The following is a 15,024-nucleotide window of genomic DNA, read 5'->3' on the forward strand; positions in this document are numbered from 1 at the left end:
CCATGGGAGCTCCGGCCATGGGAGCTCCGGCCATGGGAGCTCCGGCCCCGGGCACCGTCACCGTCTGGTCCGACATCGGCTGCCCCTGGGCGAGTCTGGCCCTGCACACCCTGCGGGCGGCCGCCCGGGCGCGCGGCCGGGAACTCCTCGTCGACCACCGGGCCTTCCCCCTGGAGCTGTTCAACGCGGAACCCACCCCCAAGTACATCGTCGAACCGGAAGTCATCGTCATCGGCGCGCTCCGACCGGAGCTCGGCTGGCGCGTGTGGTCCGGCCGGGAGGCGGACTACCCCTCGACCACGCTGCCGGCCATGGAGGCCGTGCAGGCCGCGAAGGCCCCCGAAGTGGGCGGCCTGCGGGCCTCCGACGAACTGGACGCCGCCCTGCGGCACGCCTTCTACGCGGAGAGCCGGTGCATCAGCGTGCTGCCGGTGATCCTGGAGATCGCCGGGGACTGCCCGGCGGTCGACGCGCGGGCGCTGGGCGATGCCCTGGCCCGTGGGGCGGGGCGCGCGGAGGTGTTCGGCCAGTGGCGCACCGCGCGCGGCCCGGACATCGCGGGCAGCCCCCAGCTGTTCGCGCCGGGCGGCTGGTCCGCGCACAACCCCGGCGCGCGGTTCACCTGGACGGGAGATCCCCGGACCGGCGGGCTGCCCCGCCTGACCGCCTACTCGCCCCGGTGGGCCGAGGAATTGCTGGAATCGCTGGACCGGCCGGAGCCCGAATCCGCTTCCGCCGCCGTGCACGCGTCGCCCTGATTCCCTCTGCGCGTCCGCCGGATGCCCCGCTCGCCCGCCCGGCGAGCGGGGCATCCCGCGTTGGTGCCGCAGGAATCCGGCGACATCCGACGACATCCGGCGACCCCTTCTGAGGAATCCCTAGAGGAATATCAGAGGGATTCTCCGCGGGCGAAGGAGAAAACCTGGAAATCCGTTCGGCGCCGGGTCCGGGGAAAAACGGCCGAACTTCCCCAGAACTTCCCTGACTTGACGGAATCAAGTGCCGGCGCTTTCGGGTCCATTTCCCGGACAGCAGAATTCACAGGCATCCTCAGAAGGAGGTTCGAGTGGATCACTATGTCGCGCTCCTCCGTGGTCTCCCCGCCGCACAGCAGCCCGTCTGGGACGACGACCGGGCCCTGCGCGAGGTGCGTGCCGAACTCGCCGCACGCCCCGCCCTGGTGCGGGCCCGGGACGTCCGGGAACTGCGCTCCCTGCTGGCGCGCGCGGCGGCCGGCGCGGTGACGGTCGTGCAGACGGGGGACTGCGCGGAGAACCCGGACGAGTCGACGCGCGGCGACGTCGCCCGCAAGGCGGCCCTGCTCGACCTGCTCGCCGGCACGCTGAAGGCCGTCACCCACACCCCCGTGCTGCGGGTCGGCAGAATGGCCGGCCAGTACGCCAAGCCCCGCTCCGCCGGGACCGAGGTCGTGGCGGGACGGACGCTCCCGGTCTACCGCGGGCACATGGTCAACAGCCCCGAACCGGACCCGGAGCTCCGGCGCCCGGACCCGCGGCGGATCCTCGCCGGGTACGACGCGGCCCGGGACGTCATGCGCCACCTGGGCTGGTGCGGCACCACCCCGGGACACGGGGTGGACCCCACGGTGTGGACCAGCCACGAGGCGCTCCTCCTCGACTACGAGCTCCCGATGGTCCGCGGCGACGAGAACGGCGCCCCCGTCCTCGCCTCCACGCACTGGCCGTGGGTCGGGGAGCGCACCCGGCAGCCGGACGGGGCGCACGTCGCGCTCCTCGCGACCGTCGTCAACCCGGTCGCGTGCAAGGTCGGTCCGGGGACGACCCCGGCCGAACTGCTCGCCCTGTGCGAACGCCTCGACCCGCACCGGGACCCCGGCCGGCTCACCCTCGTCGCCAGGATGGGCGCGGCCGCGGCGGCCTCCCGGCTGCCGCCCCTGGTGCGGGCCGTCCGCCGGGCCGGCCACCCGGTCCTCTGGCTCTGCGACCCGATGCACGGCAACACCGTGTCCGGCCGCGACGGCCGGAAGACCCGGGTCGTCGAGACCGTCGTCCACGAGGTGGAGGCCTTCCAGGAGGCCGTCACCGAAGCGGGGGGCGTGGCCGCGGGACTGCACCTGGAGACCACGCCGGACGACGTCCTGGAGTGCGTCCCGCAGGAGGCGTCCGAGGACACCGGCGGCAAGTACACGAGCTTCTGCGACCCGCGATTGAACCCCGGCCAGGCGGTGGCGGTGGCCGCGGCCTGGCGCGGGTGACCCGACCGCAACGAACCGCAAGGAACCGGAACGCAGCGAACAGGAGATTGGTGTGAGGAACGGGAACGCATCGGGTACGGCCGACACCCCGGGCACGGCGCTGGTCACCGGGGCCGCGGGCGGCATCGGCAGCGCCGTGGTACGGACCCTCGGCGAGCAGGGATTCGCCGTGGCGGCCGTGGACCGGGCCGGGGCCGCGCCGGAGGAACTCGCGGAGAAGGCCCGGGCGGACGGGCTCCACGTCCGGGCCTTCGCGGCGGACGTCACCTCCGAGCAGGAGGTGGAGGCGCTGCTCGACACCGTGGAAGGCGAACTCGGCCCGGTCCGCAGCCTGGTGAACGCGGCGGGGGTGCTCAGGGCCGGCCGGGCCTGCGCCCTGACCGCCGAGGACTGGGCGGCCACCTTCGCGGTCAACGCGACGGGCGTCTTCCTCGTCTCCACGGCCGTGGTGCGCCGGATGCTGGACGAGGGCCGCGGCGGCGCCGTGGTGACCGTGGCGTCGAACGCGGCCGGCACGGCCCGTACGGACATGGCCGCCTACGCCGCGTCCAAGGCGGCGGCGACGATGTTCACCAAGTGCCTCGGCCTGGAGGTCGCACGGCAGGGCATCCGCTGCAACGTGGTGGCGCCCGGATCCACCGAGACGCCCATGCTCGCCTCCCTGTGGCACGACGGGACGGGCCGGACCCGCACCCTGGAGGGCATGCCCGAGGAGTACAAGGTGGGCATTCCGCTGGGCCGGATCGCCCAGCCCGTCGACGTGGCCGACGCGGTCGCCTTCCTGCTCTCCGACCGCGCCCGGCACATCACGCTCCACGCGCTCACCGTCGACGGCGGCGCCACCCTCGGGGTCCCCGCGTGAAGGCCGTGATCGCCTGGTGGGACCTCGCCCCCTCCGGACGCGACGCCGCCTCGCTGCGGGAGTTCGTCCGGGACGAGGCCGTCGAACGGTTCTCGCGCGTGCGCGGACTGCGCCTGAAGGTCTGGATCTCGGACGGGGCGGCCGCCCGGTGGGGTGCCGTGCTGTTGTGGGAGAGCGCCGAGGCCGCGGAGCAGACACTGCCGCAGCGGGCGGCCGAGATCATCGGATACCCGCCCACGGAACTGCACATCTTCGACGTGGAAGCCTGCGTCGAGGGGGTGCACCCGGGAGGCGGACTCCAGGACCGGGGACTGGTCCACGGGGAAACGGACGGAGCCGCATGATGGACATCCTCGTCGCGGGCGGCGGCATCGGCGGACTCGCCGCCGCCCTGGCCTCGGCCCGCGCGGGCCACCGGGTCACGGTGCTCGAACGCCGGGACGTCTTCGCCGAGCTGGGCGCCGGGATCCAGCTCGCCCCCAACGCCTTCCACGCCCTGGACCTGCTCGGCGTGGGGGACACCGTACGGGCCCGCGCGGTCGGCGTGGACGAACTGCGCCTCATGGACGGGGTGGCGGAGCGGCAGCTCGTATGGATGCCGCTCACCGGCCGCTACCGCGCCCGGTTCGGCAACCCCTACGCCGTGGTGCACCGTTCGGACCTGCACCGGCCGCTGATCGACGCCTGCCGGGACGCCGGGGTGGAACTGCGCCCCGACAGCCGCCTCGTGGGCTACGAGCAGGACGCCGAAGCGGTCCGCGCGGTCCTGAGCACGGGCGAACGCCTGCCCGGACACGCCCTCGTCGGCGCGGACGGCATCCGTTCCACGGTCCGCGGACAGCTGCTGGCCGACGGGGAGCCGCAGGTGTCGGGCCACACGATCTACCGCTCCCTGGTGCCCATGGACGAGGTGCCGGCGGAATTCCGCTGGAACACCGTGACGTTGTGGGCCGGACCGAAGTGGCACTTCGTGCACTACCCCATCGGCGGGGGAGAGTTCCTCAACATGGCGATCACCCGGGACGACGGCGCGCGGGAGGCCGTGGCCGGGATCCCGGTCGAACGCCGGCGGGTCCTGGAGGAGTTCCCGGGCGTCGGGACCGTCGTACGGCGCCTGCTGGAGCTGGGCCGGGACTGGCGCAGCTGGGTCCTGTGCGACCGGCCCCCCGCCGCGACGTGGACGGACGGCCGGGTGGCGCTCCTCGGGGACGCCGCGCACCCCATGCTCCAGTACGCCGCCCAGGGCGCCTGCCAGGCCCTGGAGGACGCGGTCGCCCTGGGCGGTCTGCTGAACCGGCCGGACGACGTGCCCCAGCGGCTGGAGAAGTACGCCGCGGCCCGGCGGGAACGCACGGCCAAGGCGCAGTGGGTGGCCCGGGAGATGGGACGCCGGCTCTACCACCCCGAGGGCGAGGCCGCCCGGGACCGCGACGCCATGCTGGCGGCGCTGACCGAGCAGCAGATGTACGACACGGTGCAATGGCTGCACGGCGAGCGGGACTTCGCGGCGGCCGGCACCATGTGACCCGGGAGCGCGGAGGTTCGCGCGGGAGCCCGGCCGGATCCTTCGGCCGGGCTCCCGCGCGTGCGGCGCGCACCGGACGAGGGGGACGCGGAAGCGCCGGCACCGTGAAGTACGGTGCCGGCGCCATGAGATGCCGGGGGGATCACGCCGTCCGGGCGTCGGCCTCCTTGAGCGGACGCCACCACCAGGGGTTGTCCCGGTACCAGGCCACCGTCTCCGCCAGCCCGGTGTCGAAGGACTTCAGCGGCCGGTAGCCCAGCTCCTCGCGGATCTTGGTGTCGTCGATCGCGTAACGCAGGTCGTGGCCCTTGCGGTCGGCGACCGGACGGACCGAGGAGGCGTCGGCGCCGCAGAGCTCCAGCAGCCGCTCGGTGATCTGCCGGTTGGTCAGGCCGGTGCCGCCGCCCACGTTGTAGACCTCTCCCGGGCGTCCCCGGGAGAGCACCAGGTGGATCGCCCGGCAGTGGTCGTCGACGTGCAGCCACTCCCTGGTCTGGAGCCCGGTCCCGTACAACGGCACGGACAGCCCGCCGAGCAGCTGGGTGGTGAACAGCGGGATCAGCTTCTCGGGGTGCTGGTACGGGCCGTAGTTGTTGGAGCAGCGGGTGATGCGCACGTCGAGCCCGTGCGTGCGCCAGTAGGCGCGGGCCAGCAGGTCGGACGAGGCCTTCGAGGCCGAATAGGGGGAGTTGGGCAGCAGCGGCTCCCGTTCGTCCCAGGAACCGGACTCGATCGAGCCGTAGACCTCGTCGGTGGAGACGTGGACGAAGGTCCGGACTCCCGCGTGTAGCGCGGCCTCCAGGAGGGTGTGGGTGCCCAGGACGTTGGTGCGCACGAAGGCGTGGGGGCCGTCGAGCGAGCGGTCCACATGGGACTCCGCGGCGAAGTGCACGACGGCGGAGTGCCCGGGCATGAGGGAGCCGACCAGCTCCCGGTCGCAGATGTCCCCCTTCACCAGGGTGAGCCGGGGGTGCTCCAGGGGCAGGTTGGCGGTGTTGCCGGCGTAGGTGAGCAGGTCGAGGACGGTGACCTCGGCGTCCTCGTAGCCGGCCAGCCGGCCCGCCAGCAGGGTGCGGACGAAGTGCGAGCCGATGAATCCGGCGCCACCGGTGACGAGGAGGCGCATCAGGCCACCACCGCCCGGCAGTCGTCGCCGACGACGAGGCGGTGCGCATGGGCCCCCGGGGGCGAGGTGACCCGCGACCGGCGGCCGATCAGGGAGCCGCGCACCGGGCCCACGCCGTCGAGGACGGCCCCGTCGAGGAGGATGGAGTCCTCGACGTCCGCGTCCTGGACGGTGCAGCCCTCGCCCAGGGCCGTGTGCGGGCCGATCCTGCTGTTCCGGACGACGGTGCCGGGGCCGATCACCAGGGGCCCGGTGAGCCGGGACCGGGTGACGGTGGCGCCCGGTGCCACGACGACCGCGCCGTCGATCCGGCTCTCGTCGTCGATCCGGCCGTGGACCTCCCGCTCGATGCGGTCGAGCAGGACGCGGTTGCACTCCAGGAGCCCGTCGGTCTTCCCGGTGTCCTGCCAGTATCCGGAGTACTCGAAGGCGGTCACGGTCCGGCCTTCGGCGACGAGGTGCTGGAGGGCGTCCGTGATCTCCAGTTCGCCGCGTCCGCTCGGCCGGATGGCACGCACCGCCTCGTGGATGGCGGGGGTGAAGAAGTACACGCCGATGACCGCCAGATCGCTGACCGGATCGGCGGGCTTCTCGACGAGGCCGCGGACCACCTGGTCGTCACCGACCTCGGCGACGCCGTACTGGCGGGGGTCGAGGACCTTGGTGACCAGGATCTGGGCGGCCGGCCGGCGGGCCGCGAAGGATTCCGCCGCCGCGCCGATCCCCTCGACGAGGACGTTGTCGCCGAGGTACATCACGAAGTCGTCGCCCCCCAGGAAATCCTCGGCGACGGCCACGCAATGGGCCAGGCCGAGCGGGGCCTCCTGCCGTATGTAGGTGATGTCGAGACCGAGGGACGCGCCGTCCCCGATTTCGGCGGTGATCTCGTCGGCGTGGTCGCCGACGATGATTCCCGCCTCGGTGATCCCGATCCGGCGAATGGCCTCCAGGCAGTGGACCAGCACGGGCTTGTTGGCCACCGGTACCAGCTGTTTGGCCATCGAATGGGTCAGGGGGCGGAGCCGTGTTCCCAATCCGCCCGACAGGACAAGTGCCTTCATCGCGACCTCTCACTCCATTGGTGGGGCAGCACTTGCAACGACCATGCCGTGGCCTTCTTGCGGGAGGATCGAGAAGACTTAGCGATTCACCAGGGGAGCGGGGGGAGTCCGGGCTCTCCAGGTTTTCCCTGAGGAGCCCCGAGGAGGGTTTCCTAGGCTGCTGGCCATGCGAATTCTCTTCCTGGCCGGGGGAAGCCCGGCGACGGTCTTCGGGCTCGCCCCGCTCGCCACGGCCGCGCGGAACGCGGGGCATCAGGTGTTCATGGCGGCGACGTCCGAGATGATGCCGGTCGTCAACGGGGCCGGACTGCCCGGGATTTCCGTGACGCCGCACTCGATCCGGGATTTCATGACCACCGGGCGGCAGGGCGAGCCGCTCCAGTGGCCGGCGGATCCGCAGGACCACATCCTGTTCATCGGGCGCGGTTTCGGGCGGATGGCCGCCGACAGCCTTCCCGCCCTGATCGAGCTGGGACGGGTCTGGAAGCCGGACGTGCTGGTGGGCGGGATGCTGTGCTTCGCCGCGCCGCTCGCCGCCGCCCGCCTCGGGATCCCGTACGTCCGGCACGCCTGGGACACGGGCGAGCCGCCCGAGGTCGACGGCGCCGCCGAGAGCGTCATGGGACCGGAACTGGCCGCGGCGGGGCTGGCCCGGCTCCCCGGGCACGATCTCTACATCGACATCTGCCCGCCGAGCCTCCGGCCGGCCGGCGCCCCCGAGGCGCTGCCGATGCGCTTCGTCCCGGGCAACGGGCAGCGCGAGCTGGAGCCGTGGATGTACACGAGGCCCTCCCGTCCCCGTGTCCTGGTGACCGCGGGCAGCAGGGTCAGCCGGCACCAGTACTTCGACTATGTGCGCGGCCTCGCCGAAAAGGTGAGCGCCCTGGGCACGGAGCTGCTGGTCGCGGTGCCGGACGAGGTGGCCGGCGAGGTGGCCGCCGGGCTGCCGGACGTGCGCGCCGGGTGGATGCCCCTGGACGTGGTCACCCCGACGTGCGACCTGGTCGTGCACCACGCCGGCGGCGGCACCGCGCTGGCGGCCATGAACGCGGGCGTCCCGCAGCTGCTGATCCCCAACATGCCCAAGCTGGTGGCTCCTTCCCTGCGGCTGGTGGAGTACGGTGCCGCGCTGATGGCGGAGGACGGCGAGGACTCCCGCGACACCGTCGTGGCGCTGTGCGAGAAGATCCTCGGCGATCCGTCGTACCGGGAGCGGTCGCGCGAACTGGCCCGTGAAATACGGGACATGCCGTTGCCCGCGCGGACGGTGGGCGCGCTGGAGGGGCTGGTGGCCTGAGCCCTCCGAGGGGGAACGGTCGCGGGGCGACACCGACGGCGTCGCCCCGCAGCCGTTCCCCCTCCGGCTGTCACCCGGCGCGTTCCCTCAGGAGCGCGAGCCCGCCGATGAGTTCGGTGTCGAGCCGCGGGTCGCCGACGAGGATGGCCTCGTGCAGCTGCCGGACCCGCAGGCACGGCTCGATGCCCAGCTCGTGGCCCAGGGTGCGGCGCAGCCGGTGGAAGGCGTCGAGGGCCTCCACCTGGCGTCCGGAGCGGTAGAGCGCCAGCATGTTCTGCGCGGTCAGGTTCTCGTTCAGCGGGTGGCGGGCCGACAACGCCCCCAGTTCGCTGAGGAGCTGGTGGTGCAGGCCGAGCCGGAGCTCGGCCTCGAAACACTGCTCCAGCATGCCCAGCCGGGTCTCCGTGAGGCTGTCCACCCGCTCGTGCAGATGGGGTCCCGGGGTGATGCCGGCGAGGACCTCGCCCCGCCAGAGGGCGAGGGCCCGGCGGAAGACGGACGACACGCTCCGGTCGTCCCCGTCGCGCTGGGCCACCCGGCCCTCGTGGAGCAGCGAGGTGAAGTGGGAGAGGTCGAGCGACACTTCGGGTGTCACGATCCGGTAGCTGCGGGAGCCCGTCACCAGGACCTGGCGCGCGGCCCGCAGGGATCCCATGGAGGGCGAGCGGGCCAGGGAGCGCCGGATCTGGAGGATGTAGGTCTGCAGGGTGGGAAGGGCGCTGGGCGGCGGGTCTCCCTCCCACAGTTCCTCCATGCAGGTGTCCGTGGAGACGGGCAGATTCGCATTCAGCAGCAGGAGGGCGAGCAGATGGCGCTGCTTGGGTGCTGTCGGGAGATAGTCAACGCCATGGTCAATGGCGGCAAGCGGCCCCAATACCTGGAATTCCATTGAACCCCCAGCGTAATAAGGGCAGTTGGATTCTGCCCGTGACATCACCACCTTCGGGCAGGAGCCTGTAGGGGGCAACGACACCGGGGGGACTGTGTCAGGTGATGCGGGTGGGGTTGCCGTGCCGCCCCGGGCGAAGTATCCGGTGGCGGCTTCCGGCGTAATGGGTCTGTCCTTTTTGGCTGTCCTTTTCGGCGGAAGGGGGCCGAAAGGGGCCCCTTTTCCTACGTCAATTCCTTCGCTGCGGCGAGCAGTTCGATCTGCTGCTCCCAGGTTCCGCCGATGGGGCAGACGATCACCTGCTCGGCACCGGCGGCCGCGTACTCGGCGAGCCGCTGGGCCACATGCCCGGGAGGGCCCGCCACGGCCACGGCCTCGGACAGCTCCCGGGGAAAGCCGAACTGGAGGTGCAGGACGTCCACCAGGGCGTCGCGGGAGAGACCGCCGAGGTGTCCGTCGAGGGACGCGAACACCGAGACGGTGGCGCGCGGTGCCGGGAGGGCGGCCTCCGCGCGGAGTTCGCCCAGGGTGCGCAGGCCGTCGGAGAGCCCGCGTGCCGTGATGGCGGCGGGCAGCCAGCCGTCGCCGAGGGCCGCGGCCCGCCGCAGGGCCGCGGGCGAGCCGCCCCCGACCCACACGGGCGGCGGCGTGACGGCGGGCAGCAGGGTGACGGTGGAGCCCGGGGCGCCGGGCAGGGCCGTCGGCTTGCCGGCGAGCAGGGACGGCAGGGCGGCGAGGGCCTCGTCGGTGCGGCGGGCGCGCTCGTCCGCCGGCACCCCGGCCGCCTCCCACTCCTCCCGCGGCCGGCCGCCGAGCCCGACCCCCAGGTGCAGACGGCCGCCGGAGGCCGCCTGCAGGCTGCCGATCTGCTTGCCGGCCCAGGCCAGTTGACGCAGCGCCAGCTGGAGCACCGCGAAGCCCACCTCCAGCCGCCGGGTGGCGCCCGCGGCGGCGGAGAGGGCCACCACGCTCTCCAGGAAGGGGTGACCGGTCGCCAAGTGGTCGCTGACCCACAGGGAGTCGAGGCCGGCCTCCTCGGCGCGCCGGGCCACCTCCTGGGGGGCCGGCAGGGAGCCGTCGGCGGCGGTGAGCGAGGAATAGGTGATGCCTGTCTTGATCACGGGTCTCCTTGGGGGCGGGGCGGGGGAGGCGGCGGGGTCAGGCCGTGCCGGGGGCGGACGCCCCCTCGGAGACGACGGAGCACCGGTGGTGGTCGATGGTCACCAGGTCCCGGGTGGGTCCGAAGATCTCCTTGAACTCCGGCCGGGCGACGCACCGTTCGAAGGACTCCCGGTCCGTCCAGACGGCGGTGCTGAAGTACACCGCCGGATCACTCAGCGAGCGGACCAGCTGGTGGCGGACGAGGCCGGGCTGCCGTTCCATGAAGGCCCCGCCCCGGGCGTAGATCTCTTCGTAGTCCCGGGACGAGCCGGTGAGGGTGATCCTGTTCGAGATGACGTACACGAGTCCCACTCCTGGGTGTCGGTGTGCGCGGGGGCGTCAGACGCGCTGGTCCTCGGCGCGGGAGGGCTGCTCCGCGTCCGCGGAACCGGCCGGTGCGCCCGTGGTCCTGGAGCCCGCCAGCATGGCCACGACCAGGACGGCACCCAGGACGCACGCTCCGGCGACCCACCACAGGGCGAGGTGCCAGGCGCTGGTGAAGTGGTCCGCCAGCACGTCGTGGCGCGGCCCGTCGGGCAGGTTGCCCGCGGCGATCTCCTTGGCCAGGGCGGCCGATCCGACCCGGCTCTGGAGGAGGCTGACCAGCAGGGAACCGAACACCGCGAGGACCAGGGCCTCCGCGCCGCCGCGGACGGTGTTGAGGAACCCGGCGGCCATGCCCGCGCGTTCGGGCTCCACCTGGCTCATGGCCTGGCCGTCGGTGATGCCGAACGATACACCCATGCCCGTACCGACGAGAATGAGCGGACCCGCCAGGGCGCCCGCGCCGATGCCCGGCCGCAGGACGGTCAGCCACGCGCTGCCACCGGCGATCAGCAGCAGGGCGAGGCCCATGAGCACCCGGGGCGGGAACCCGCGGGTGATCAGCCAGCCGCCGACCTGGGGCACGACGAGCACGGGGACGGTCATCAGCAGCATCAACATGCCCGCGTGGGAGGCCGATACGCCGCTCGCGCCCTGGAAGTACGTCGGCAGGAAGGTCAGGGTCCCCACGAAGCCGAGGGAGGTGATCAGCGTGCCCACGCACCAGGCGGTGTACCTGCGGTTCCCGATCAGGCTCAGGTCGAGGACCGGGTGCGGGCTGCGGCGCTCCACGACGGCGAAGACGCCCAGCAGGGCCACGCCCAGGAGGAGCGCGCCGATGATGAACGGGCTGCCCCAGCCGCTCTCCGGGCCCTGGACCAGCCCGATCATGACCAGGGCGAGACCGAGGACGAAGGTGACCACTCCCGGTACGTCGACCCGGGGCCGCTCACCGGCCCGGGACTCGGTGATCCGCGTGCTGCCGAGCAGGACGACGGCGAGCACCACCACGTAGAAGAGGAAGCTCGCGCGCCAGCCCAGGCCGCCGACGAGCCAGCCGGAGAGGGTCGGGCCGAAGGCGATGCCGATCCCCACCACGGTGCCCATGGCGGCGAAGGCCCGGGTGCGGGCGGCCCCGTCGAACGCGGTGGCCAGGATGGCCCCCGAACTGGCCAGCACGCCCGCGGCACCGATGCCGGCGAGGGCCCGGGCCAGGTCGAGCACGAGGATGTGCGGGGCCAGTGCGCTGCCCAGGGAGCCGATGCCGAACAGGCCGCCGCCCAGCACGAAGACGCGCCGCCGCCCGAAGAGGTCGGAGAGGGATCCCGCGACCAGGGTGATGGCGGCGAACAGCAGGTTGTAGACGTTCACCACCCACATCAGCGGTGCGCCGGCGGTGTCCAGGTCCTTGCCGATGTCGGGGAGCGCCACGGCCGCTCCCGAGATGGACATCGGCACGACGAGGACGCCCAGCAGGACGACGACGAGCGTCAGGGCCGGACCTGACCGTGGGGGAGAAACCGTGGTGGCTGTGCTCATCGCACGCCCCTTTCCTGGTGTGACGCGAACGGCGACGAACGTAGAAGGTGAAGTTTGGTTGAGGTCCAGGCGCGGGGGGCGACTTCGTCAGGTTGTACGGAACGCCGCCATCAACTCCTCAGGAACGCCCTAGGAATGTGCGTCACTCTGGCCTCTGATCTCACACGACTCTGATCCCGCACAACCCTGCTCCGGATCACGGCCCTTGGAGGAGAGCGAGCGATGATGTTCGCGGACCTGACGGAGTTCCACCAGTGGCTCGCCGAACGCCGCGCGGCCCACGAGTACCGGGTGGTGCCCACCCCCCTGAAGCGCCTGGACGGCTGGGCGGTGGACCCCGGCACCGGCGATCTGCACCATCGCAGCGGACGGTTCTTCAGCGTGCACGGCCTCGACGTCACCGGGTCCCGGCGGGAGGTGGGGCAGTGGCAGCAGCCCATCATCAGCCAGCCGGAACACGGCATCCTCGGCATCCTGGTCAAGGAGGTGGGAGGGGTCCTGTACTGCCTGCTCCAGGCGAAGATGGAGCCGGGCAACGTCAACACCCTTCAGCTGTCGCCCACCGTGCAGGCCACCCGCAGCAACTACACCCGCGTCCACCGGGGCCGCCCGGTGCCGTACCTGGAGCTGTTCACCTCGCTGGGGCGCGGCCGTCCGCTCGCCGACGCGCTGCAGAGCGAACAGGGCTCCTGGTTCCTGGCCAAACGCAACCGCAACATGGTCGTCCGGATCGACGAGGACGTCCCCGTGCTCGACAACTTCTGCTGGCTGAGCCTCGACCAGATCGGCCGGCTGCTGGCCATGGACGACCTGGTCAACATGGACACCCGCACGGTGCTGTCCCACCTGCTGCCCCGGGGGGAGCAGGTGAGCGGCCGTCCCCTGCACACCGTCCCGGAGGTCCTCAACTGGCTGACGCACCACAAGACCACGGACCGCACGGTGCGACGGCCGGTCCCGCTCGCGAAGACCGACGGCTGGCGGGTGTCGGACGACGACGTCCGGCACGAGTACGACCGGCACTTCCGGATCATCGGGGTGGACGTCCGGGCGGAGGACCGCGAAGTGCGCGGCTGGTCCCAGCCGATGCTCGCCCCGTGCGGCGAGGGGATCGCCGCCTTCGTGGTCCGGACCGTCGGGGGAGTGCCGCACGTCCTGGTGCAGGCCCGGGCGGAGGCCGGTACGCCGGACACCGTCGAGATCGCCCCCACGGTGCAGTGCAACCCCGGGAACCTCGCCCACCTCCCGCGCACCCGCCACCCGCGCTACCTGGACGCCGTCCTGGAAGCCCCGCCCGAACGCGTCCTGTTCGACGTGGTGCACTCCGAGGAGGGAGGCCGCTTCTACCACGCGCGCAACCGGTACCGGGCGGTGGAGGTGGGCGACGAGTTCCCCCTCGACGTGGCCGACGGCTTCCGCTGGGTGACCCGCGACCAGCTCGCGCTCCTCAACCAGTTCGGCGGCCTGCTCAACGTGGAGACCAGGAACCTCCTGACCTGCCTGGGATTCATCAAGTGAGGCCGATCCGGCTGGGCCTGCTGGGGAGCGCCGACATCGCCGTCCGCCGGGTCCTGCCCGCCGTGGCGCGCACCCCGGACATCGAGCTCGCGGCCGTCGCCGGCAGGAACATGGCGACGGCCCGGCGGACGGCCGACCGCTTCGGAGGATCCCCGGTCGAGGGCTACGAGCGGCTGATCGCCTCCCCGGACGTCGACGCCGTCTACCTCCCGCTCCCCAACGCCCTGCACGCCCCGTGGACGTTGCGGGCGCTGGAGGCCGGCAAGCACGTCCTCGTCGAGAAGCCGATGACCACCCGGGAGGACCTCACGGCCGAAGCGGTGCGCAGCGCCCGGCGCCGCGGCCTGGTCCTCCGGGAGAACCTCATGTTCGTGCACCACGGCCAGCACGCGCGGGTGCGGGAGCTCGTCGAGGACGGCGCCATCGGCGAACTCCGCCGGCTCTCCGCGACGTTCGCGTTCCCGGCGAGGCCCGCCGGCGACATCCGCCACCGGCCCGAGCTCGGCGGCGGGGCCCTGCTGGACGCCGGGGTGTACCCCCTCGGAGCGGCACAGCTCTTCCTCGGCACCGGCCTTGAGGTCGCCGGTGCCGCGCTGCGCCACGGCCCGACCGGTGTGGACGTCGAAGGGTCCGCGCTCCTGCGCCGGGCGGACGGGGTCTGCGCCCACCTGGCCTTCGGCATGGACCACTCCTACACCGCGCGCTACGAACTGTGGGGCACGCGGGGGCGCATCACGGTGCACCGCGCCTTCACCCCGCCCGCCGACCACCGCCCCGAGATCACCCTGGAACAGGACGGACGCACCCTCGCCGTCGAACATCCCGCGCAGGACCAGTACGCCGCCGCCGTCGCCGCCTTCGTGGCCGCGGTGCGCGGGTCCGGGACGAGGGAGGACGGGCTCGCGTCGGCCGTGGACCGGGCCCGGCTGGTCGACGACGTGCGCACGGCCGCCGGCCGTCCGGCTCAGAACAGGCGGCGTGCGCCCGGTCCCTGACGTCCCAGCACGTCGTTGGGGTTGGACAGCAGGCAGTGCGTCAGCGACAGGCAGCCGCAGCCGATGCATTCGGTCAGCCGCTGCTGGAGGACGACCAGACGGTTGATCCTCGTCTCCAGTTCGGGCTGCCAGGACGAGGCGAGCCGGGCCCAGTCCTCCCGCGTGGGGGTGCGGCCCTCCGGCAGGGTGGCGAACGCCTCGCGGATCGCGTTCAGGGAGAGCCCGACATTCTGTGCCGTCCGGATGACGGCGACCCGGCGCAGCGTGTCCCGGCGGTAGCGACGCTGGTTGCCGCTGGTGCGGCTGCTCCGGATGAGCCCTTCGCGCTCGTAGAAACGCAGCGCGGAGGGCGCCACACCGCTGCGTGACGACAGCTCGCCCATGGTGAGTTCCTTGGCGATGGGACGCGGCGCCGTCGCGTCCGCGGTCCCCTCGCTTGTGGTCTCTGCGCTCTCGGACGACATTCCCAGGACCCCTTCTCCGCCGGCGGA

15 protein-coding genes are annotated in these 15,024 nt (G+C 72.7%); 8 read left to right on the top strand and 7 right to left on the bottom strand.

The annotated features are described in order from the left end of the window. The first annotated feature begins 32 nt into the window (after nt 1–32). The 5 genes from AB8735_RS31220 (at nt 33) to AB8735_RS31240 (ending at nt 4,623) form a co-directional block, all read left to right on the top strand. Complete coding sequence (locus AB8735_RS31220) at nt 33–758, top strand: DsbA family protein (RefSeq protein ID WP_372410922.1); 726 nt, start codon at nt 33–35, stop codon at nt 756–758. Nucleotides 759–1,066: 308 nt separating this feature from the next. Beyond that, nucleotides 1,067–2,236: a 3-deoxy-7-phosphoheptulonate synthase gene (locus tag AB8735_RS31225; protein ID WP_372410923.1), complete on the top strand. Its 1,170-nt coding sequence runs from the start codon at nt 1,067–1,069 to the stop codon at nt 2,234–2,236. Between the two features lie 52 nt (nt 2,237–2,288). After that, nucleotides 2,289–3,098, top strand: coding sequence for a 2,3-dihydro-2,3-dihydroxybenzoate dehydrogenase (locus tag AB8735_RS31230; RefSeq protein WP_372410924.1), 810 nt, complete (start codon nt 2,289–2,291; stop codon nt 3,096–3,098). Continuing rightward, complete coding sequence (locus AB8735_RS31235; protein ID WP_344022101.1) at nt 3,095–3,442, top strand: hypothetical protein; 348 nt, start codon at nt 3,095–3,097, stop codon at nt 3,440–3,442. Before AB8735_RS31230 ends, AB8735_RS31235 begins: the two co-directional genes overlap by 4 nt. Further along, a complete protein-coding gene (locus tag AB8735_RS31240) occupies nt 3,439–4,623 on the top strand; it encodes an FAD-dependent monooxygenase (RefSeq protein ID WP_372410927.1) in 1,185 nt (394 codons plus the stop codon). Before AB8735_RS31235 ends, AB8735_RS31240 begins: the two co-directional genes overlap by 4 nt. A 142-nt stretch (nt 4,624–4,765) precedes the next feature. On the opposite strand, the gene rfbB is transcribed toward AB8735_RS31240, so the two are convergent. Then, on the bottom strand, nt 4,766–5,749 hold the full coding sequence (gene rfbB / locus AB8735_RS31245) for a dTDP-glucose 4,6-dehydratase (RefSeq protein ID WP_344022103.1): 984 nt from the start codon (nt 5,747–5,749) through the stop codon (nt 4,766–4,768). Continuing rightward, nucleotides 5,749–6,810 carry a glucose-1-phosphate thymidylyltransferase gene (locus AB8735_RS31250; protein ID WP_372410928.1) on the bottom strand — a complete coding sequence of 354 codons (1,062 nt, stop codon included), beginning with the start codon at nt 6,808–6,810 and terminating at the stop codon, nt 5,749–5,751. Before AB8735_RS31250 ends, rfbB begins: the two co-directional genes overlap by 1 nt. A gap of 166 nt (nt 6,811–6,976) precedes the next feature. Here AB8735_RS31250 and AB8735_RS31255 point away from each other — a divergent pair, with 166 nt between their 5' ends. Continuing rightward, nucleotides 6,977–8,107, top strand: coding sequence for a nucleotide disphospho-sugar-binding domain-containing protein (locus AB8735_RS31255; protein WP_372410929.1), 1,131 nt, complete (start codon nt 6,977–6,979; stop codon nt 8,105–8,107). Between the two features lie 70 nt (nt 8,108–8,177). On the opposite strand, the gene AB8735_RS31260 is transcribed toward AB8735_RS31255, so the two are convergent. From AB8735_RS31260 to AB8735_RS31275, 4 genes are all read right to left on the bottom strand, one after another. Next, complete coding sequence (locus tag AB8735_RS31260) at nt 8,178–8,996, bottom strand: BTAD domain-containing putative transcriptional regulator (RefSeq protein WP_372410931.1); 819 nt, start codon at nt 8,994–8,996, stop codon at nt 8,178–8,180. Nucleotides 8,997–9,220: 224 nt separating this feature from the next. Continuing rightward, the gene (locus tag AB8735_RS31265; protein WP_372410933.1) at nt 9,221–10,117 is read right to left on the bottom strand and encodes an LLM class flavin-dependent oxidoreductase; all 897 of its coding nucleotides are present in this window, start codon (nt 10,115–10,117) and stop codon (nt 9,221–9,223) included. A 37-nt stretch (nt 10,118–10,154) separates the two neighbouring features. After that, nucleotides 10,155–10,460: an antibiotic biosynthesis monooxygenase family protein gene (locus tag AB8735_RS31270; RefSeq protein ID WP_344022112.1), complete on the bottom strand. Its 306-nt coding sequence runs from the start codon at nt 10,458–10,460 to the stop codon at nt 10,155–10,157. 36 nt (nt 10,461–10,496) lie between these two features. Beyond that, entirely contained in the window at nt 10,497–12,020 is a 1,524-nt protein-coding gene (locus AB8735_RS31275) for an MFS transporter (protein ID WP_372410936.1), read from the bottom strand. Nucleotides 12,021–12,242: 222 nt separating this feature from the next. Here AB8735_RS31275 and AB8735_RS31280 point away from each other — a divergent pair, with 222 nt between their 5' ends. Together AB8735_RS31280 and AB8735_RS31285 are read left to right on the top strand one after the other, a co-directional pair. Beyond that, on the top strand, nt 12,243–13,538 hold the full coding sequence (locus AB8735_RS31280) for an NDP-hexose 2,3-dehydratase family protein (RefSeq protein WP_344022116.1): 1,296 nt from the start codon (nt 12,243–12,245) through the stop codon (nt 13,536–13,538). Further along, complete coding sequence (locus tag AB8735_RS31285) at nt 13,535–14,533, top strand: Gfo/Idh/MocA family protein (protein WP_372410939.1); 999 nt, start codon at nt 13,535–13,537, stop codon at nt 14,531–14,533. The genes AB8735_RS31280 and AB8735_RS31285 overlap by 4 nt, the downstream gene beginning before the upstream one ends. Here AB8735_RS31285 and soxR read toward each other — a convergent pair. After that, a complete protein-coding gene (soxR, locus tag AB8735_RS31290) occupies nt 14,503–14,997 on the bottom strand; it encodes a redox-sensitive transcriptional activator SoxR (protein ID WP_372410940.1) in 495 nt (164 codons plus the stop codon). The two genes, AB8735_RS31285 and soxR, sit on opposite strands and share 31 nt — an antisense overlap. Nucleotides 14,998–15,024 lie beyond the last annotated feature (27 nt).

It is taken from the genome of Streptomyces luteireticuli (genome assembly GCF_041519305.1).
Lineage (GTDB): Bacteria > Actinomycetota > Actinomycetes > Streptomycetales > Streptomycetaceae > Streptomyces > Streptomyces luteireticuli.